The sequence below is a fragment of the Microbacterium paulum genome (assembly GCF_015707995.1).
Taxonomy (GTDB): domain Bacteria; phylum Actinomycetota; class Actinomycetes; order Actinomycetales; family Microbacteriaceae; genus Microbacterium; species Microbacterium paulum.
On sequence record NZ_JAAGRY010000010.1, the window covers coordinates 46978 to 64487 of the forward strand.

Genomic DNA, 17510 nt, shown 5'->3' on the forward strand with positions numbered 1-17510 from the left:
GGGGGTGAAGACGAGATGGAAACATCGGTGAGTTCGGGCGAGGTTCTCGACAGCCTCGCCCGTTTCCGCACGTCAGATGCGCAGATGCATCAGCGGGTGCGGGCGACGACCACCCTCGGCGAGAACGAGATGCGCATCCTCAGCTACCTGCTGCGTCAGCATCGCGACGGGAACGTCGTGAAGCCGAGCGAGATCTCGCGCCACCTGGCCATCAGCTCGGCCTCGACCACGGCGTTGCTCGACCGCCTCGAGCGCCAGGGAAGTGTCGAGCGGATCAGCCACCCCACCGACCGGCGCAGCATTCTCATCGCACCCACCGCGCGCGCGGCGGGCGATGTCGCCGACATCGTCGACGCGTTCGAGACTCGCGTCACCGAGGCGATCGAGGCGCTCGGCGACGAGGGCCGCGCGTCGGTGCTCCGCTTTCTCGACGCGGTCGCCGACGCCGCCGACGACATCGCCACGTCGGAGCGTTGAGCGAGATCTTCTGACGAAGACCGCCGACGCTCAGGCGTCGATCTGGTCGACCGCGTCGCGCATGGCGTCGAGAAAGCCGATCACGGTCGCCCGGTCATCCTCCGACATCCCGCGCACGATGCCCATCATGCGATCGTGCATCGCCGAGAGGGTGTGACGGATCTCGGCATCCGACTTCTCGCTCGAGGTCACGAGCACGCTGCGGCGGTCGTCGGGGTTCGGAGAACGGGTGAGGTGACCCGACTTCTCGAGCCGGTCGAGCAGCGCCGTCGTCGAGGCCGACGTGATGCCGAGGTAGCGACTCAAGGTGACGGGCGTCACCACGCTGCCGCGCAGTCGTGCGCGGGCGAGGAACCGCAGCACGAGCAGTTCGTTCTCGCCCATCTCCATCGCCTGCTGGGTGCGGCGGCGCATGGCGACTTCTGCGGCGCGGTAAGAGCGCATCGCCTCCATCACCGACGTCGAGCGCGCGTCGTCATCGGCGTACCAATACGAGCCGGGCTGCTCGGGCGTGGTGGTCATCCGTATATTCTGACCCGTCGAGCCGGGCGGCTCACGCCTCGCGCGTGATCGTCACCTGCACGTGCAGGTCGCTCTTGTACGGCCCGGCGTACACACCGCGCAGCGGGGGCACGTCGTTGTAGTCGCGGCCGCGGCCGACGAGAACGTGCCGGTCGCCGATCTCGATGCGGTTGGTCGGGTCGAACCCCTCCCAATCGCCCGTGAACCACTCGACCCAGGCGTGCGATTCGCCGGTGACGGCGACGCCGACCTCGGCGTGCGGGTTGGGGTGCAGGTAGCCCGACACGTACCGCGCCGGAATGCCGACCTCGCGCAATGCCCCGAGGGTGATGTGGGTGATGTCCTGACAGACGCCCTTGCGCTCCACCCACGCCTCGGCGCCGGTCGAGTGCACCCCGGTGATGCCGGGCATGTACTCCATGGCCTCCCCGATCGCCGTCGCGATCGCGAGCGCCGCCCGGCCGGGGTTGTCGTGCTGCGCGGCGATCGAGCGGGCGATCTCGGCGACCTCGGGGTGCGGCTCGGTGCGGCCGGACTGCCCGAGCATCTCGACCGTCTCGATCGCGCGCGGGCTCTCGCGGGCGAGGCGATCCCAGCTGATCTCGGGGAACTCGATCGGCCGCGGTCGCACCTCGACGAGCGAGCGCGCCGTGATGTCGAGCGCACTGTGCCCCGCGAGCACGTCGAACGCCGCGACCCGCGTGCCGAAGTAATCGGCGTAGTAGTTCACGCTCGTCGAGGGGTCGATGTCGAGCTGCGAGCTCAGCACGAACTGCGCGTCGGTCGAACTCGGCAGCATGCGCGCCTCGTTGTACGACGCACCGACGTCACCCGGGTAACGAAAGCCCGTCGCGTGTTCGATCCGCAGGCGCATCATGAGGTCTCTCCGATCCAGCTGGGCTCGGCGTGGGTGGGGAAGAACCGGTCGCGAATCGCCTCCGACGCCTCGCGGGTGACCTTCTGCACCTGCTCCATGTGCTCGGGCAGGTCGCGCAGGATCTCTTCGATCGGCCGGTACTCGAGGTCGTTGCGAATGCGGCCGAGCGCGCGCAGCACGGTGTTCGAGTGCCCGACGCGGTCGGCGACCGGGTCGATGGCGCTCATGCACTGCTCGGCGACGGTGATCGAGTGGATGACCGAGCGCGGGAAGAGCCGGTCGAGCAGCAGGAACTCGGCCGCGTTGGCCGCACTCGGCATGCCGCGGTAGGTGCGCAGGTACGCCTCGTAGGCGCCGCACGAGCGCAGAATGGTCGTCCACGACGGGCCGGATGCCTCGGTCAGCGCCCGCGTCGCGAGCAGCCGCGCGGTCATGTCGGTGCGCTCGATCGCGCGCCCGAGCGTGAGGAACTGCCAGGCCTCGTCGCGGCTCGTCGACGAGTCGGTGACGCCGACGGCGAGCGCCGACCGCTCGCGCACCCACTGGAAGAACTCGTGCGCCTTCTCGTTGTTGATACGCCGAGGCATCCGCGAATACGTCGTGTTGAGGGTCTCCCACAGCTCGGTGGAGACGATCTCGCGGGCGCGGCGGGCGTTCTCTCGGGCCGACTGCACGGCGTAGGCGATGCTCGACGGGTTGGCGCGGTCGACGGCGAGGCTCGTGAGCACGTCGCCGCGCGTCACGCGCACCTCGTCGCCGGGGGTCACCGCCCCCATGACGCCCATGAGCGACCGGCAGGCGGTGTCTTCGTCGATCCACGGGTCTTCGAGCAGCAGCTGCAGGTGCACGTCGAGGATGCGCGCCGTGCCGTCGCTGCGCTCGATGTACCGCCCGATCCAGAACAGGCTCTCGGCGATGCGGCTCAGCATGACGCCACCCCCGTCTGCTGCTGCTGTTCCTGCTGCTCGGCGAGCGGGCGCGGGTCGCTCGGCGCGTGGTCGGGCGTGCCCTGCGCGTCGTAGATGATCGGAATGGCCTGTGTGACGGATGCCTGGTCGGCGACCAGTCCCGCCAGGCCCCCCGGCTCTTGCAGGCCGCGCGGCCCGCGCGCGGGCGCGTCGCCGCCGACGATCCAGGTGTCTTTCGATCCGCCGCCCTGCGACGAGTTCACGACGAGCTGCCCTTCGGGGAGGGCCACACGGGTGAGCCCGCCTGGCAGCACCCACACCTCGTCGCCGTTGTTCACCGCGAACGGGCGCAGGTCGGCGTGCCGCGGGCGCATGCCGTCTTCGACGAGTGTGGGGATGGTCGAGAGCATGACGACCGGCTGTGCGATCCAGCCGCGCGGGTCGGCGATGAGCTTGGCGCGAAGCGTGTCGAGTTCGGCGGGCGAGGCATCCGGCCCCACCACGAGCCCCTTGCCGCCCGAGCCGTCGACCGGCTTGATCACGAGTTCGTCGAGGCGATCGAGCACCTCTTCGAGCGCGTCGGGCTCTTCGAGCCGCCACGTGTCGACGTTCTTCAGGATCGGCTCTTCGGCGAGGTAATAGCGGATCAGGTCGGGCACGTACGTGTAGAGCAGCTTGTCGTCGGCGACGCCGTTGCCGACGGCGTTGGCGATCGTGACGTTGCCCAGGCGCGCCGCGAGCATGAGGCCCGGCGCGCCGAGCATCGAGTCGGCGCGGAACTGCAGCGGGTCGAGGAAGTCGTCGTCGACCCGGCGGTAGATCACGTCGACGCGCTTGGGCCCGCGGGTCGTGCGCATGAACACCTTGCCGCCCATGCACTGCAGGTCGCGGCCCTCGACGAGCTCGACGCCCATGAGCCGGGCGAGCAGCGTGTGCTCGAAGTAGGCGGAGTTGTAGACGCCGGGTGTGAGCACGACCACGTTCGGGTCGTCGACTCCGGGCGGGGCGGCATTGCGCAGGGCCTGCAGCAGCTTGTTCGGATATTCGCCGACCGGCTGCACGCGCATCGAGTGGAAGAGCTCGGGCAGGGTCTGCGCCATGACGCGCCGGTTCGAGATGACGTAGCTGACACCCGAGGGCACCCGCACGTTGTCTTCGAGCACGCGCATCTCGCCGTGCTCGTCGCGGATGAGGTCGATGCCGGCGACCTGGATGCGCACACCGTTGGCCGAATGGATGCCCGCGGCCTGGCGGTAGAAGTACTGCGAGCTCGCGATGAGGGCGGCGGGCAGCACCCCGTCGCGCACACAGTACTGGCGACCGTAGGCGTCGTCGAGGAAGGCCTCGAGCGCCTTGACGCGCTGCTGCACGCCCTTCTCGACCCGCGACCACTCGTCGTAGGCGATGACGCGCGGCACCGCGTCGAGCGGGAACGGCCGCTCTTCGCCGGCGAAGTCGAAGGTCACGCCCTGCGCGAGATACGAGCTGGCGAGCGACTCGGTGCGCCCGCGCAACTCTTCTTGCGTCAGTCGCGCGAGCGCCTGATGCAGCTCTTTGTACGCCGCACGCGACGCTCCGCCGTCGCCGGCGTGCTCGGGCGCCTCGAACATCTCGTCGAACGGCGGCACCCCCGACGCGGTCTTGCGCGGCGCGAGTGTCGAGCCGTAGCCGTCGAACAGATCACCCATGCCGCGAGCCTAGTCGGGGCCGTGTTTCGTGAGTGTGACGGATGCCCGGGGCATCCAGGTCTCAGGCGGCGTCAGCCCGCGAGGACGAGCCGCAGCTGCTCGACGGCCCAGTCGAGCTCGGTGGCGCGCACGACGAGCGGCGGCGCGATCCGGATCGTCTGTCCGTGGGTGTCTTTCACGAGCACGCCGCGGTGCAGCAGCCGCTCGGCGATCTCGCGGCCGGTGCCGTAGGCGGGATCGATGTCGACGCCGGCCCACAGGCCCGCGACACGGATGCCGGTGACCCCGGCGCCCACGAGGGCCTGTAGCGCCTGCTCGAGGTGCTCGCCGAGTGCCTGGGCACGCGTCTGGAACTCTCCCGAGGCGAGCATCTCGACCACCTGCTGCCCCACGGCGCAGGCGAGCGGGTTGCCCCCGAAGGTCGACCCGTGCTCGCCGGGGCGAATCACGCCCAGCACCGCGGCGTCGGCCACGACCGCCGACAGCGGCACGATGCCGCCGCCGAGCGCCTTGCCGAGCAGGTACACATCCGGCACGACCTCTTCACGGTCGCACGCGAACGTCGTTCCGACGCGGGCGAGACCCGACTGGATCTCGTCGGCGATGAAGAGCACATTCTTCTCGTCGCAGATCTCGCGGATGCGCCGCAGGTACCCTTCGGGCGGGATCACGACGCCCGCCTCGCCCTGGATGGGCTCGACCAGCACCGCGGCGGTGTTCTCGTCGATCGCGCGGGCGATGGCCTCGGCATCCCCGTACGGCACCGACACGAAGCCGGGCGTGAACGGCCCGAAGCCCGCGCGCGCCTGCGGGTCGTCGCTGAAGCTCACGATCGTGGTCGTGCGCCCGTGGAAGTTGCCGTCGGCCACGACGATCGTCGCGGCCCCCTCGGGCACGCCTTTCACCCGGTACGCCCAGGCGCGTGCGAGCTTTATGCCCGTCTCGACCGCTTCGGCGCCGGTGTTCATCGGCAGCACCATGTCTTTGCCGCAGAGGGCCGCCAGGGCCTCCGCGAACGGGCCCAGCCGGTCGTTGTGGAACGCGCGGCTCGTGAGCGTGACCCGCCCGAGCTGGTCGACCGCCGCCGCCACCAGGGCGGGGTGTCGGTGCCCGAAGTTCAGGGCCGAGTACGCCGACAGCAGGTCGAGGTAGCGTTTGCCCTCGACGTCGGTCACCCACGCGCCCTCGGCGCGCGCGACGACGACGGGCAGCGGGTGGTAGTTGTGCGCGACGTGCGCGTTCTCGGCGGCGATCAGCTCGCCGGTGAGGGCATCGGCCGGGGCGTCGGCGCGGGCACCGGAGAGCCCGTCGACAGGGGTGGTGGTCATCGCTTTCCTCGCAGTTCGAGCGTGCAGCACTTGATGCCGCCGCCGCCGAGCAGCAGCTCGGACAGGTCGACGAGCACGGGGTTGTAGCCGCGTTCGCGCAGCTGGGCTTCGAAGCCTGTCGCACGCGGCGAGATGAAGACGTTGTAGCCGTCGGATGCCGAGTTGAGGCCGAACACGGCGCCGTCGGCATCGTCGACGAGGATCGCGTCGGGGTAGCGCTCTTCGAGGATGCGGCGGGAGTGGTCGTCGAACGCGGAGGGCAGGTAGGCGATGTTCGCCTTCTCGACGCCGCCGGGGCCTTCGACGGGGTCGAGCACCGAGATCGCCGTGTCGAGGTGGTAGAACCGGGGGTCGACGAGACGCAGCGAGACGACCTCGCGGTCGAACACCCGGGCGATCTCGGCGTGGCTGTCGCCCGTCGAGCGGAAGCCCATGCCGGCGAGGATCGTGTCGCCGACGAGCAGGAAGTCTCCCTCGCCCTCCTGCACCGAGACGGGCTCGACCACGTCGAAGCCGTGCGCGGCGAACCAGTCCATGAACGGACGCTCCTCGCCGCGGCGCTCGTCGACACGGAACCGCACGCCGAGCGCGCGGCCGTCGATGATGAAACCGCCGTTGGCGGTGTAGACCATGTCGGGCAGGCCCGGGACCGGGTCGATCAACTCGACCTCGTGGCCGAGGGCGAGGTACGTGTCGTAGAGCGCCTGCCACTGCGCGAGCGCCTTGGCCGTGTCGGTCGGCTTCGCCGGCTCCATCCACGGGTTGATGCGGTAGCTCACGGTGAAGTGCTCGGGCCGGCACATCAGGTAGCGGCGGTGCTGGGCGGTGCGGGCCGGGGCCGCGGGTGCGGCCTGCGCGGCGGGTGCGGACGAAAGGGACATCTCGCTCCTCGATTCCTTGGTCTTCGAAGGGCGGCGGACGCTGTCCAGAGGCCCGTCGGCGCTTCGACTCGTTCTGACGGGGCGGAGAGGCAAGGTCGGGCGGGCACGCCGGGATCCATTGTGCCAGAGTCGGCCCTGCCGTCGACGAGCACCGGTGAGTAGATTTCTTTTCCATGGGGAGAAGAACAGGGGACGAGACCCGGGCACTGCTGCTGCGGGTCGGGATGCAGCTGCTGCTCGAGCGCGGGGTGTCGGCGGGGGTGCAGCACATCCGGCTGCAGGACGTGCTGCGGCACGCGGGGCTCACCACGGGCGCCGCCTACCGGCTGTGGGCCGATCAGAACGACTATCAGCGCGACCTCGCCGTCGCGATGGTGCGGCTGCGCCTGAGCAGCCCCGCCGACTATGCGCGCACAGCGGTCGACGACCTCATCGCCGCGGGCGCGAGCGGCGACGACGTGATCCGCGCCGCCGCCGAGGCGCACGTGCGAACGACGGGCATCGACATCGACGACCCCGCCGACGCGCTCGACGCCCAGCAGTTCCTCATCGCGCTCGCGCTGCGCACCACGGCGCAGACGTGGCCCGAGCTGAAGGATGCCAGCACCGATCGTCACCGCGAATCGATCGCCGTGTTCGCGGAGTTCTACGCCTACCTCATGCAAGCGTACGGACTGCGCATGAAGTCGCCGCTGACGGTGACCGATTTCACCGAGGCGATGGCCGCCCTGGGCGAGGGCTTCGCGGTGCGGGGCCTCGAGGGCATCGAGCATCCGCGGTACACGTTCGCCGAAGGCGACGAGGCGCCGACCGGGGAGTGGACGCTGTTCGCACTCGGCGTGCGTGCGCTCGTCAACGAGTTCATGACGCCGGTCCGAGAAGGCGACGGGGGCGGGAGCTCTGGGGTGGAGTGAAAACCCCCAGCCCCAGAGCGACACTCCCCCCGGCGTGTCAAATGACGGTCAGACCATCGGCCCTGCTGAACCACCAGTGGTGCATCACAGCGTCGTGCTGAAACCGGTCTCCGTCGGCGCTCCCCAGATGCGCCACTCACATCGTGTCGCTCCCGAGCCGCCGAGGCCAGAAAGATAACTTGTTTCTCTCCGGCCCCGGCGAGCTGCGGGTTGATGGACTCGGTCCACGCCGTGCCGCTCAGATGACCGCTTCGCTCCACGGGTCGGGGTTGCCGAACCGGTGCGCCGTGATCGTGATCGCCTGCTCGTGCAGGAACGGCAGCAGCTCGATGCGGCCCGCCGTCGTGACCTCGTTCGCGTAGACCGCGATGTCGGGGTCGCCGTCGGTCGCCTCGGCGAGCGCCGTGCGCGTGGCGGCGACGGATGCCTCGGCCCCCACGATCCGCACGCGCGAGACGCCCGTGGCGCGCACGCGGGCGATCCACTCGTCGTCGGTCTCGAGGTGCACGGGCACGTCGAGCTCGCCGAGCGCGCGGCGCACCGCAGCGGGCAAGCCCACCGGCGCACTGAGGGTGAACCCGCCGCCGGCGCGCACGCCCGCGACGACGACGCGCAGGAGCGCCTGCCACAAGGCATCCGCCGTCGCGCGCACCGCCACCTCGACCGGGCGGTAGCGGAAGAGGTTCCGCTCGACCTTCAGCTGCGACACGTCGCGCACGCGGCCGAACTCGCGGTCCCACGCGACGGCGTCGGAGAGCGCGCCTCGGCGCAGCCACTCGAATGCCTCGTAGTCGAGCGAGGGCTGCGCGGCCTCGATGAGCCCGGTGATGCGCGAGTCGAGCCCCCGCAGGTGCAGCGTCGACGAGGGGGCGCCGCCCGCGCCGGCGCGCCACGAGCCGAGCCCGACGAGGTAGTGCGGGCCACCGGCCTTGGTGCCGGCGCCCACCGACGAGCGCTTCCACCCGCCGAACGGCTGGCGCTGCACGATCGCGCCCGTGATGCCGCGGTTGACGTAGAGGTTTCCGGCCTCGACGCCGTCGAGCCACGTGGCCAGGTCGTCGGGGTCTTGCGTGTACAGCCCGGCCGTCAGGCCGTAGGCGACGGCGTTCTGCAGTTCGATCGCCTCGGCCAGAGACGAAGCGTGCAGGACGCCGAGCATGGGGCCGAAGAACTCCTCGAGGTGCGTGCGCGATCCGGGCCGCACCCCGACGCGGATGCCGGGGCGCCACAGCCGCCCGGCATACTCGGGCGCCACATCGCGTTCCTCGCGCGGCTCGACGAGCCACTGCTCGCCCTCCTCGAGCTCGGTGAGCGCCCAGTCGAGCTTGCCGCGCGGCGGCTCGACGACGGGACCGACCTCGGTGCGCGGGTCGGAGGGCACGCCGACGCGCAGCGATTCGGTGGCATCCACCAACTGCCGCGCGAAGCGCTCCGAGCGGGCGACGGGGCCGACGAGGATCGCGAGCGAGGCGGCCGAGCACTTCTGGCCGGCGTGGCCGAACGCGCTCTTGACGAGGTCGGATGCCGCGAGGTCGAGATCGGCCGACGGCATGACGATCATGGCGTTCTTGCCGCTCGTCTCGGCGAGGAGCGGCAGCTCGGGCCGCCACGAACGGAAGAGCGCCGCGGTGTCCCACGACCCGGTGAGGATCACCCGGTCGACGTCGTCGTGCGCGATCAGCTGCCTGCCGAGACCACCCTCGTCGATGTCGACCAGGGCCAGCACGTCGCGCGAGACACCCGCCTCGTCGAACGCCTGCCACAGCGCCTCGGTGACGACGGCCGCGCACCGGCGCGCCTGCGGCGCCGGTTTGAACACGACGCCCGATCCGGCGGCGAGGGCCGCGAGCACGCCGCCCGCGGGGATCGCGATGGGGAAGTTCCACGGCGGGGTCACGACTGTGAGACGCTCGGGCACGAACACCGCGCCGGGCACCCGGTCGAGCTCGCGCGCCGTGGCGGCGTAGTAGTTGGCGAAGTCGACGGCCTCGCTGATCTCGACGTCGGCCTCGGCGAAGACCTTGCCGGTCTCCGACGCCGCGACCTCGATCAGCTCGCCCCGGCGCGCCTCGAGCGCGCGGGCCGCGGCCTGCAGCACGAGGGCCCGCTCGGCGGCGGGGGTCCGGCCCCACGCCTCGGCGGCGGCGCGCACGCGCTGCACGGTCTCTTCGAGGGCCTCTTCGGACTCGATCAGCGCGGCCGCGATCGTCGCGTCGCCGGCGGTCGAGGTCTCGACCCGGGCGAGGATGTCTTTCGCCCAGGCGCGGTTCGCGGGCAGCGCCGGGTCGGAATCGGGCGTGTTCGCGAAGCCCGCGGCGCCGCCGTCTGCCGCGCCCGACCCCGCTCCCACGGCCTCACGGCCGGCGAACACGGCGGTGTCGACGAACTCCTCGCCGCCGAACAGTGCCCCGCCCGCGCGGTCTGCGCGCTCGGCGCCGCCGCGCGCGATGTCGAGCACGACCTGGGTCAGATCGGTGTCGGCGTCCGTCTCGGCCGGCTGCGTGAGCGCGTCGGCGGTGGTGGATGCCTCGGCACCGGAAACCTCGGCATCGGATGCCTCCGCGCCGGTCGCGTCCGCCGGCGCACCCTCGTGCTGCGGCGCCCCCTCGCCCGCACGGTCCTGCCGGCGGTTGGGCGTCGCGGGGAGTGCGGGGTCTGCCGCGCGCGCCATCGAGGCGACGAACCGGTCGCGCTCGCGGGTGAACATCGCCGGATCGGTCGCCAGGTCGAACGCGGCGGAGAGGAAGTTCTCGCTCGACGCGTTCTCTTCGAGGCGCCGCACCAGATAGCTGATCGCGACGTCGAACTCGTCGGGGCGCACGACCGGCACGTAGAGCAGCACGTGCCCGACTTCGCGCGTGACCGCTTCGACCTGGCCCTGCGCCATGCCGAGCAGCATCTCGAACTCGACGTCGGGGCGCACGCCGCGCTCGCCCGCGAGCAGCCATGCGTAGGCGATGTCGAACAGGTTGTGCCCGGCGACGCCGATGCGGACGGCCCGGGTGTGCTCGGGGCGGAGGGCCTCGTCGAGGCAGCGCAGGTACGAGGCATCCGTGTCGAGTTTCGACGCGTGCGTCGCGAGGGGCCAGCCGTGCATCGTGGCATCCACGCGCTCCATGGCGAGGTTCGCACCCTTCACGAGGCGCACTTTGATGCGCGCGCCGCCCGCGTCGACGCGCTCGGTCGCCCAGGCCGTGAGGCGGCGGAGGGCCGGCAGCGCGTCGGGCAGGTAGGCCTGCAACACGATGCCGGCTTCGAGCTGCGCGAGCCGCGGGTCGTCGAGGATGCGGGTGAAGACCGCGATCGTCAGGTCGAGGTCGCGGTACTCCTCCATGTCGAGGTTGATGAACGTCGGCGCCGTGCCGCCGCGGCCCGCAGCGGTGAGGTAGAGCGGCAGCAGCCGTTCGACGACGGTGTCGACGGTGTCGTCGAACGCCCACATCGAGATGTGGCTCGCGATCGCCGACACCTTCACCGACACGTAGTCGACGTCGTCGCGACGGATGAGGTCGTGGATGCCGTCGAGCCGGCGCAGCGCCTCGTGCTCGCCGAGCACCGCCTCGCCGAGCAGGTTGAGGTTCAGCCGCGCGCCCGACTCGCGGATCTTCGCGAGGGCGGGGCCGAGCTTGTCGGGCCGCGCGTCGACGACGAGGTGGCCGACCATCTCGCGCAGCACGCGGCGCGCGATCGGCACGACCGGTGTCGGCAGCACGGGGGCGAGAGCACCGCCGGCGCGCACCGCGGTGCGCAGATACCAGGGCAGGAACTCGGGCACGAGCGGGGCGACCCGCTGCAGGTTCGCGGCGGCGGCGCTACGCGATTCGGGCCGCATGACACCGTCGACGAAGCCGATCGTGAAGGGCAGACCCTGCGGGTCTTTCAGCACGCCGGCGAGGCGTTCGGCGGCGGGGTCGGCCTGCACGCTCGACGCTTCGCCCACCCACCGCTCGGCGAGCGCGACGGCGCCCTCGATCAGGGCCGCGTCGCTCGGCTGCGCATCGACATTGTCTTCGGACACCCGTCCAGCCTGCACCGTCTTCATCCGTCAAGAATGCGGCACACCTATGATTCGATAAAAGCGATGATGTGTGACCGATACCGTTCGGGTTCATCGATGGGTGACGAGGATGCCGAGGAGGCGCCGTGTTCGAACTGCGACGACTGCGTCTGCTGCACGAGCTGGCACTCCGTGGCACGCTCGCCGCCGTCGCCGACGCCCTCTCGTACAGCCCCTCGACGATCTCGCAGCAGCTCGCCCAGCTCGAGCGCGACGCCGGTGTCGCGCTGCTCGTGCCCGACGGACGCCGCGTGCGCCTCACCGATCACGGCGCCGCCCTCGCGGCGCACGCCGCCCGAGCCCTCGACGCCGACGAACGCATCCGCGGCGAGCTCGAAGAGCTGCAGCCGGGCATCGCCCCGGTGCGGGTCGCCGTGCTGCAGACGGCCGCCCGCACGATCGTTCCCGCCGCTCTGGGGCTTCTCGCCCAGCGTGCGCCGTCGCTGCGGGTCGAGCTGGCCGAGGTGCCGCCCGAAGAGGGCCTGTTCGAGCTCGCCGCGCGGGGCTTCGACCTCGCGATCGCCGAGCAGTACCCGGGCCTCACCCGCGCCCCGCAGCCGGGGCTCGAGCGGCATCCGCTCGGGGTCGATCCCGTGCGCCTCGCCACGCCGCCCGGGTCGAGCGCCGGGCGGGGGCGGGCAGCCCTCGCGGCCTACGCGACCCACCCGTGGGTGATGGAACCGATCGGCTCGGCCGCCCGCGAGTGGGCCGTGCAGCAGTGCCGCGCCGCCGGGTTTGAGCCCGACGTGCGGTTCGAGCTGGCCGACTTGGGCGCCCACGTCGCACTCATCGCGGCGGGCCACGCCGTCGGCATGCTGCCCGACCTGCTGTGGTCGGGTGCCGACGCACCGGTGACCCTCACCGACCTGCCCGGGTCACCCGTGCGCGAGATCTTCGCGGCGTCGCGCCGCGCGTCGAGCGCACGCCCCGGCATCCGTCTCGTGCGCGACGCGCTCGACGCGGCCTTCGCCGCAGCGGCACCCGCGCCGCGCTGAGCCCGCCGCCTCGCTGAACCGGCCGCGCGTCACCCGGCCTGCAGGCGCAGGCCGGCGAGCAGCAGGTCGAGGCCCGCGCGGAACTGGTCGGTGTCGTCGTGCCCGGCGAACTCGTCGACGATCTCGTGCACGAAGGGGAACGATGCCTCGTCGAGGGCGCGCCACTGATCGGTCGCGCGCCGCAGGTAGTCGACGCGACTGATCTCGCCCGCCACGACCTCGGCCGGGGGCTCCTGACCCATGTCGGCGGCGGTGCCGAGCACGAACCCGACGACCGCCGAGGTGGCGTGAAAGCGCTGACGGCTGGTGAGCGCGAGGCGCTGCGTCTCTTGCCCGATCCGTTCGTAGAGCGCGAGCGAGTGGGGCTGCGTGCCGGTGTTGCGCAGGGCGTAGGCGCCGAGCCAGGGCCGGTCGACGATCGCGTCGAACATCGTGACGGCGATCGTGCGCATGTCGTCGATGGGGTCGTCGCTGTGCACGTCGGCCACCGCCTCGAGCACGCCCGCGAGCACCGAGTCGGCGGCGAGGTCGAGCAGCTCTTCGCGGCCCGAGACATACCAGTAGATGCTCGCCGCTCCCCCACCGAGCCGCGTCGCGAGCGCCCGGATCGTGAGCCCCTGCGCACCCGACTCGTCGAGGATCGCGACGGCTTCGGCGAGCACCGACTCGAGCGAGTGCGAGGCCCGCTCCTTCGTGCGCGTGCTGCGGCCGCCGCGCCCGCGACGACCGTCCTCGCCGCGTGCGGCGTCGGTCGTCGTCTGGTCGGTCACGTTCTCATCCCACCACATGGATGCCGGGGCTTGCGTCATATCGAACACTGTTCTATTCTATCGAACGTCGTTCGATGATCGAACGTTGTTCGATAACCACATCGAGTGAGGAGTTCCCATGAGCAGCAACAGCACGACCACCACATCCCCGTCTTCCACGCCGGACCGCGCGCCCGGCGCGGCGCCCACCCCGGGCCGCACCTACCGTTCGCTCGGCGCGGCCTGGATTCCGCTCGCGGCCCTCTGCCTCGCCTTCTTCGTCGAGATGGTCGACAACACGCTGCTGTCGATCGCCCTGCCGACGATCGGCCGCGACCTCGGCGGCGACACCACGGGGCTGCAGTGGGTCACCGGCGCCTATTCGCTCACCTTCGGCGGCCTGCTGCTGACGGCCGGCTCGATCGCCGACCGGTTCGGCCGGCGGCGCGTGCTGCAGGTGGGCCTCGCCGTCTTCGGGCTCGTGAGCCTCGCCGTGCTCGCGGTCAGCTCGCTCAGCGAACTCATCGCCATGCGCGCGGTGCTCGGCATGGCCGCCGCCGCGATGGCGCCCATCACCAACTCGCTCGTGTTCCGCCTGTTCGACGACGAGAAGCTGCGCATGCGCGCGATCACCCTGATGATGGTCGTCGGCATGTCGGGCTTCGTGCTCGGCCCGCTCCTCGGCGGCACGATGCTCGCGCACCTGCCCTGGCAGTGGCTGCTGCTCGTCAACGCCCCGATCGCCCTCATCGCCGCACTCGGTGTGCACTTCGGCGTGCCCGCCGACACCCGCGAGGGGCTGACGCACGACCGCCTCGACCTCCCCGGCGCCGTCCTCAGCATCCTCACGATCGGTCTCGCCTGCTACGCGCTGACGAGCGGCGTGCAGTTCGGCTGGACCTCGCCGCTCACCCTGGGGGTGACGGCCGGGGCCGTGGCATCCCTCGCGCTCTTCATCCTGCGCGAGCGCCGCGCCGCGTCGCCCATGCTCGATCTCACCCTGTTCCGCAGCGGCACCGTGCGCGGCGCCTCGATCGCCCAGATCGGCACCTCGATCGCGATGGCCGGCGTGATGTTCGCGCTCATCCTGCACTTCCAGTACGCGTGGGGGTGGAGCCCGATGCAAGCCGGACTCGCCAACCTGCCGCTGATCCTCACCATGATCTTCGCGACGCCCGTCACCGAGTGGCTCGTGCACCGCTTCGGGCACCGCATCGCGTGCCTGATCGGAGCCCTGCTGCTCGCCGCGGGCCTCGGCACGATGGCGTGGGCCGTCGAGCAGAACTACCTCGCGATCGCGGTCGCCATGGTGATCATGACCGTGGGCCTGCGCACCGTCATGACCATCTGCGCGGTCGCCCTCGTGGGCGCCATGCCCGAGAACCGCACCTCGATGGGCGCGGCGCTCAACGACACCGCGCAAGAGGTCGGCACGAGCATCGGCACCGCGTTCGTCGGCACGATGATCGCCGTGCTCGTCACCGCGGTGCTCCCGGGCGGCACGTGGCAGCCCGAACTCGTCGCGACGTTCTTCCGCGGCGAGCAGGTGCTCTTCACGATCCTCGCCATCGCGGTCGGACTCATCGCCGGCATCGGCGCCCTCACCCTGACGAGCTCGCACGACACCGACGAGCACCCCGCCCCGGCAGACGCCGCGGTGGATGCCTCGTAGCGCGGGTCAGTCCCAGACGCTCGGCGCGGGCGCCTTCGTCGAGGGGAGGGCCGCGCCGGCGGCCCAGTCCGCGATCCAGTCGGGCAGCGGCGGCAGGTCGTCGGGGCGGCCGAGCGCGGCGAACAGCTCGTCGGTGTTGACGACGCCGCCCGTCTTGCGCAAGAACCGGGCGCGCACGATCATCTCGGCGTACACCTCGCCGCCGACCACCGCACGGTGGATCTGGTAGACCGCCTTGTCGTCGTGACCGTAGAGGCGCGATTCGACCGTGAACTTCTGCCACAGCTGCAGCGACTTGCGAAAGGTCACCGTCTCACTGGCGACGACCGCGTACCAGCCGTGCGCGTTCATGGCATCCCACAGGCCCGTGCGGATGAGCAGGTCGAACCGGCCGAGGTCGAACAGCGACGCGTAGCGGCCGTTGTTCATGTGCATGAGCAGATCGATGTCGGTCGGCAGGGTGCGCAGTCGCACGCGCCCGACGCTGCGCGGAGAGATCAGGCCGTTGCGGCGCAGCAGCACCTTCGCGCGCCAGATCGTCAGGAGGGTCCGCCACCACACATTCACTCGCCGGACACTAGCGGAGCAGGCGCCCCGAAAGCCAAAAGCATTGTCGATCGCACACAACGGCGTGCCGCCCCGACGGGCGGGGCGGCCCCGATTTGGCGCCCGGTCTGCCCCGACGTAGAGTCTGGCCATGGAAGCCACCTCCGACATTTCTGCGCAGACCGACACCGTCGTCCGTCCCGTTCGCGACGTCGATGCCGAGGCTCTCGGCCGGGTGCACGCCAAGTGCTGGCACGAGACCTACGACCACCTCATCAGCAAGGCCGCGCTCGAGAACGTGTCGCCGAAGCGCCTCGCCGAGCTGTGGACGCACTGGGCGGCCCAGGGCCCCGAGTTCAAGATGTTCGCCGCGCTCGCCGACGGCGAGATCGTTGGCTTCGTCGGCTCGGGCCCCGCACGCGACCGCGACGCCCCGCGCCCGCGCGAGCTGTACTTCATCTACCTGCTCGACGCGTACCACGGCACCGGCATCGGGCAGAAGCTGTTCGACGCGGCGATCGAGCCGGACGAGCCGGTGTACCTCTGGGTCGCCGACGACAACCCGCGCGCGCACCGCTTCTACACCCGCAACGGTTTCACGCTCGACGGCGCGACCCACACCGAGCCATTCCTCGGCGAGACGCTCACCGAGGTCCGCTTCACCCGCTGATCGCGCGCCCCGCGCGTACGCACGAAGAGGGGGGTGGATGCCGAGGCATCCACCCCCCTCTTCCGTTCGCTCGCCCGCTCTCGCGCGGGGTCGGTCGCCCACCCGTTCTCGCGAGGGGTCGCGACACGCGGCAGCGAGCCAGGTTGGTGCGGCGTGTCGCGACCCCTCGCGAGCGTGCGGGGCCGTCTCGGGGGGCCTCAGCGACCCGACACGGTGCCGAACAGGCGGGCGATCGGGGCGATGGTCATGGGGCGCGCGGCGACCCAGGCGACGGCGATGACGACGAGCGAGAGCACGAACATCCAGAAGCCGGTCCAGTTGTCGGCGTAGGCGACGCCGTCGACCGAGCCCTGCGCGGCGTACATGTGGTTCAGGTTCCGCAGCGCCCCCGTCGCGAACACGAGCGCGACGTGGATGACGATGAACACGACGAAGAACAGCATCGTCGGGAAGTGCACCTTGCGCGCCCAGTCGATCGGGTAGGCGCGGCTGAGCCTCTCGGCCTTCTTCGGCCATAGGCTGCTCATGCGGACGCCGGTGACGATGGCGAGCGGCGCCGCGAGGAACACCGTAGAGAAATAGGCGAGCTGCTGCAGCGAGTTGTAGTTGACCCAGCCGTTCTCGGTCGGCCAGTCGAGCGACACGTACTGCAGGGCGGCCGACAGGGCGTTGGGGAACACTTCCCAACTGGTCGGCACGATGCGCATCCACTGTCCGGTGACGAACAGCAGCACGACGAACACGACGCCGTTGAGGATCCAGAACAGATCGAGCCCCTGGTGGAACCAGATCGTGAGGCTCGTCTTGCCCTTGGGGTTGTTCCTCGGCGTCCAGAACACGGCCGGGCGCTTCTCGTTCCGGATCGTGAGGCCCGATCGGATGATCAGCACCATCAGGAACGCGTTGAAGAAGTGCTGCCAGCCGAGCCACGCGGGAATGCCGACCGGCGCCCCCTCGGGCAGGTGGTACTCGCCGGGGTAGGTCGCGAGGAAGTCCTGCATGAAATCGAGGCTCAGGAAGAACCGCACGAAGGCGACCGCCATCCCGGCGAGGATCAGCAGCCCGAGCCCGCCGACGATGACGGCGCCCGCCCACTGCCCCTTCGTGAACGGGCCATAGCGCTTCGGCTCAGGCGCGGGGGCCGGGCGGCGAGTCGCGGCGCGCCCCGGCCACACCGTCCGCGTGAACGGCAGCGGCGCGCGGGGGCCTTCCGTGGCGAGCGGCGC

General features: G+C 71.0%; 15 protein-coding genes. 5 read left to right on the forward strand and 10 right to left on the reverse strand.

The features are described from left to right. Positions 1-15 precede the first annotated feature (15 nt). A complete protein-coding gene (locus tag G3N18_RS04185) occupies positions 16-477 on the forward strand; it encodes a MarR family winged helix-turn-helix transcriptional regulator (protein WP_196383046.1) in 462 nt (153 codons plus the stop codon). 30 nt (positions 478-507) lie between these two features. Here G3N18_RS04185 and G3N18_RS04190 read toward each other — a convergent pair whose 3' ends face one another. The 6 genes from G3N18_RS04190 to ddaH form a co-directional block, all read right to left on the reverse strand. Then, positions 508-999, reverse strand: coding sequence for a MarR family winged helix-turn-helix transcriptional regulator (locus tag G3N18_RS04190; RefSeq protein WP_196383047.1), 492 nt, complete (start codon positions 997-999; stop codon positions 508-510). 31 nt (positions 1000-1030) lie between these two features. Continuing rightward, positions 1031-1876, reverse strand: a complete 846-nt coding sequence (locus tag G3N18_RS04195) for a transglutaminase family protein (RefSeq protein WP_196383048.1) — start codon at positions 1874-1876, stop codon at positions 1031-1033. Beyond that, a complete protein-coding gene (locus G3N18_RS04200; protein ID WP_196383049.1) occupies positions 1873-2805 on the reverse strand; it encodes an alpha-E domain-containing protein in 933 nt (310 codons plus the stop codon). The genes G3N18_RS04195 and G3N18_RS04200 overlap by 4 nt, the downstream gene beginning before the upstream one ends. Continuing rightward, positions 2799-4472: a circularly permuted type 2 ATP-grasp protein gene (locus tag G3N18_RS04205; protein ID WP_196383050.1), complete on the reverse strand. Its 1674-nt coding sequence runs from the start codon at positions 4470-4472 to the stop codon at positions 2799-2801. Before G3N18_RS04205 ends, G3N18_RS04200 begins: the two co-directional genes overlap by 7 nt. Positions 4473-4543: 71 nt before the next feature. Then, the gene (gene rocD, locus G3N18_RS04210; protein ID WP_196383051.1) at positions 4544-5800 is read right to left on the reverse strand and encodes an ornithine--oxo-acid transaminase; all 1257 of its coding nucleotides are present in this window, start codon (positions 5798-5800) and stop codon (positions 4544-4546) included. Beyond that, positions 5797-6681 (reverse strand): dimethylargininase, encoded by an 885-nt coding sequence (ddaH, locus tag G3N18_RS04215; RefSeq protein ID WP_196383052.1) that lies wholly within the window; start codon positions 6679-6681, stop codon positions 5797-5799. Before ddaH ends, rocD begins: the two co-directional genes overlap by 4 nt. A 173-nt stretch (positions 6682-6854) precedes the next feature. Between ddaH and G3N18_RS04220 the strand changes: the two genes are divergently transcribed. Then, positions 6855-7595: a hypothetical protein gene (locus G3N18_RS04220; protein ID WP_196383053.1), complete on the forward strand. Its 741-nt coding sequence runs from the start codon at positions 6855-6857 to the stop codon at positions 7593-7595. Positions 7596-7833: 238 nt separating this feature from the next. On the opposite strand, the gene G3N18_RS04225 is transcribed toward G3N18_RS04220, so the two are convergent. Then, positions 7834-11637 carry a proline dehydrogenase family protein gene (locus G3N18_RS04225; protein WP_196383054.1) on the reverse strand — a complete coding sequence of 1268 codons (3804 nt, stop codon included), beginning with the start codon at positions 11635-11637 and terminating at the stop codon, positions 7834-7836. A gap of 101 nt (positions 11638-11738) precedes the next feature. Between G3N18_RS04225 and G3N18_RS04230 the strand changes: the two genes are divergently transcribed. Further along, the gene (locus G3N18_RS04230; RefSeq protein WP_196383055.1) at positions 11739-12647 is read left to right on the forward strand and encodes a LysR family transcriptional regulator; all 909 of its coding nucleotides are present in this window, start codon (positions 11739-11741) and stop codon (positions 12645-12647) included. Positions 12648-12676: 29 nt separating this feature from the next. On the opposite strand, the gene G3N18_RS04235 is transcribed toward G3N18_RS04230, so the two are convergent. After that, on the reverse strand, positions 12677-13456 hold the full coding sequence (locus G3N18_RS04235) for a TetR/AcrR family transcriptional regulator (RefSeq protein ID WP_230403849.1): 780 nt from the start codon (positions 13454-13456) through the stop codon (positions 12677-12679). 79 nt (positions 13457-13535) lie between these two features. Here G3N18_RS04235 and G3N18_RS04240 point away from each other — a divergent pair, with 79 nt between their 5' ends. Continuing rightward, a complete protein-coding gene (locus tag G3N18_RS04240) occupies positions 13536-15068 on the forward strand; it encodes an MFS transporter (protein WP_196383056.1) in 1533 nt (510 codons plus the stop codon). A 6-nt stretch (positions 15069-15074) separates the two neighbouring features. Here the strand turns inward: G3N18_RS04240 and G3N18_RS04245 are convergent, their stop codons facing one another. Beyond that, positions 15075-15635 (reverse strand): thioesterase family protein, encoded by a 561-nt coding sequence (locus G3N18_RS04245; protein ID WP_196383057.1) that lies wholly within the window; start codon positions 15633-15635, stop codon positions 15075-15077. A gap of 130 nt (positions 15636-15765) precedes the next feature. On the opposite strand from G3N18_RS04245, the gene G3N18_RS04250 reads away from it, so the two are divergent. Then, positions 15766-16284 (forward strand): GNAT family N-acetyltransferase, encoded by a 519-nt coding sequence (locus G3N18_RS04250; RefSeq protein ID WP_196383058.1) that lies wholly within the window; start codon positions 15766-15768, stop codon positions 16282-16284. A 197-nt stretch (positions 16285-16481) separates the two neighbouring features. Here the strand turns inward: G3N18_RS04250 and G3N18_RS04255 are convergent. Then, positions 16482-17510 (reverse strand): cytochrome b/b6 domain-containing protein (locus G3N18_RS04255; RefSeq protein ID WP_230403846.1); only part of this gene is annotated, 1029 nt, incomplete at its 5' end.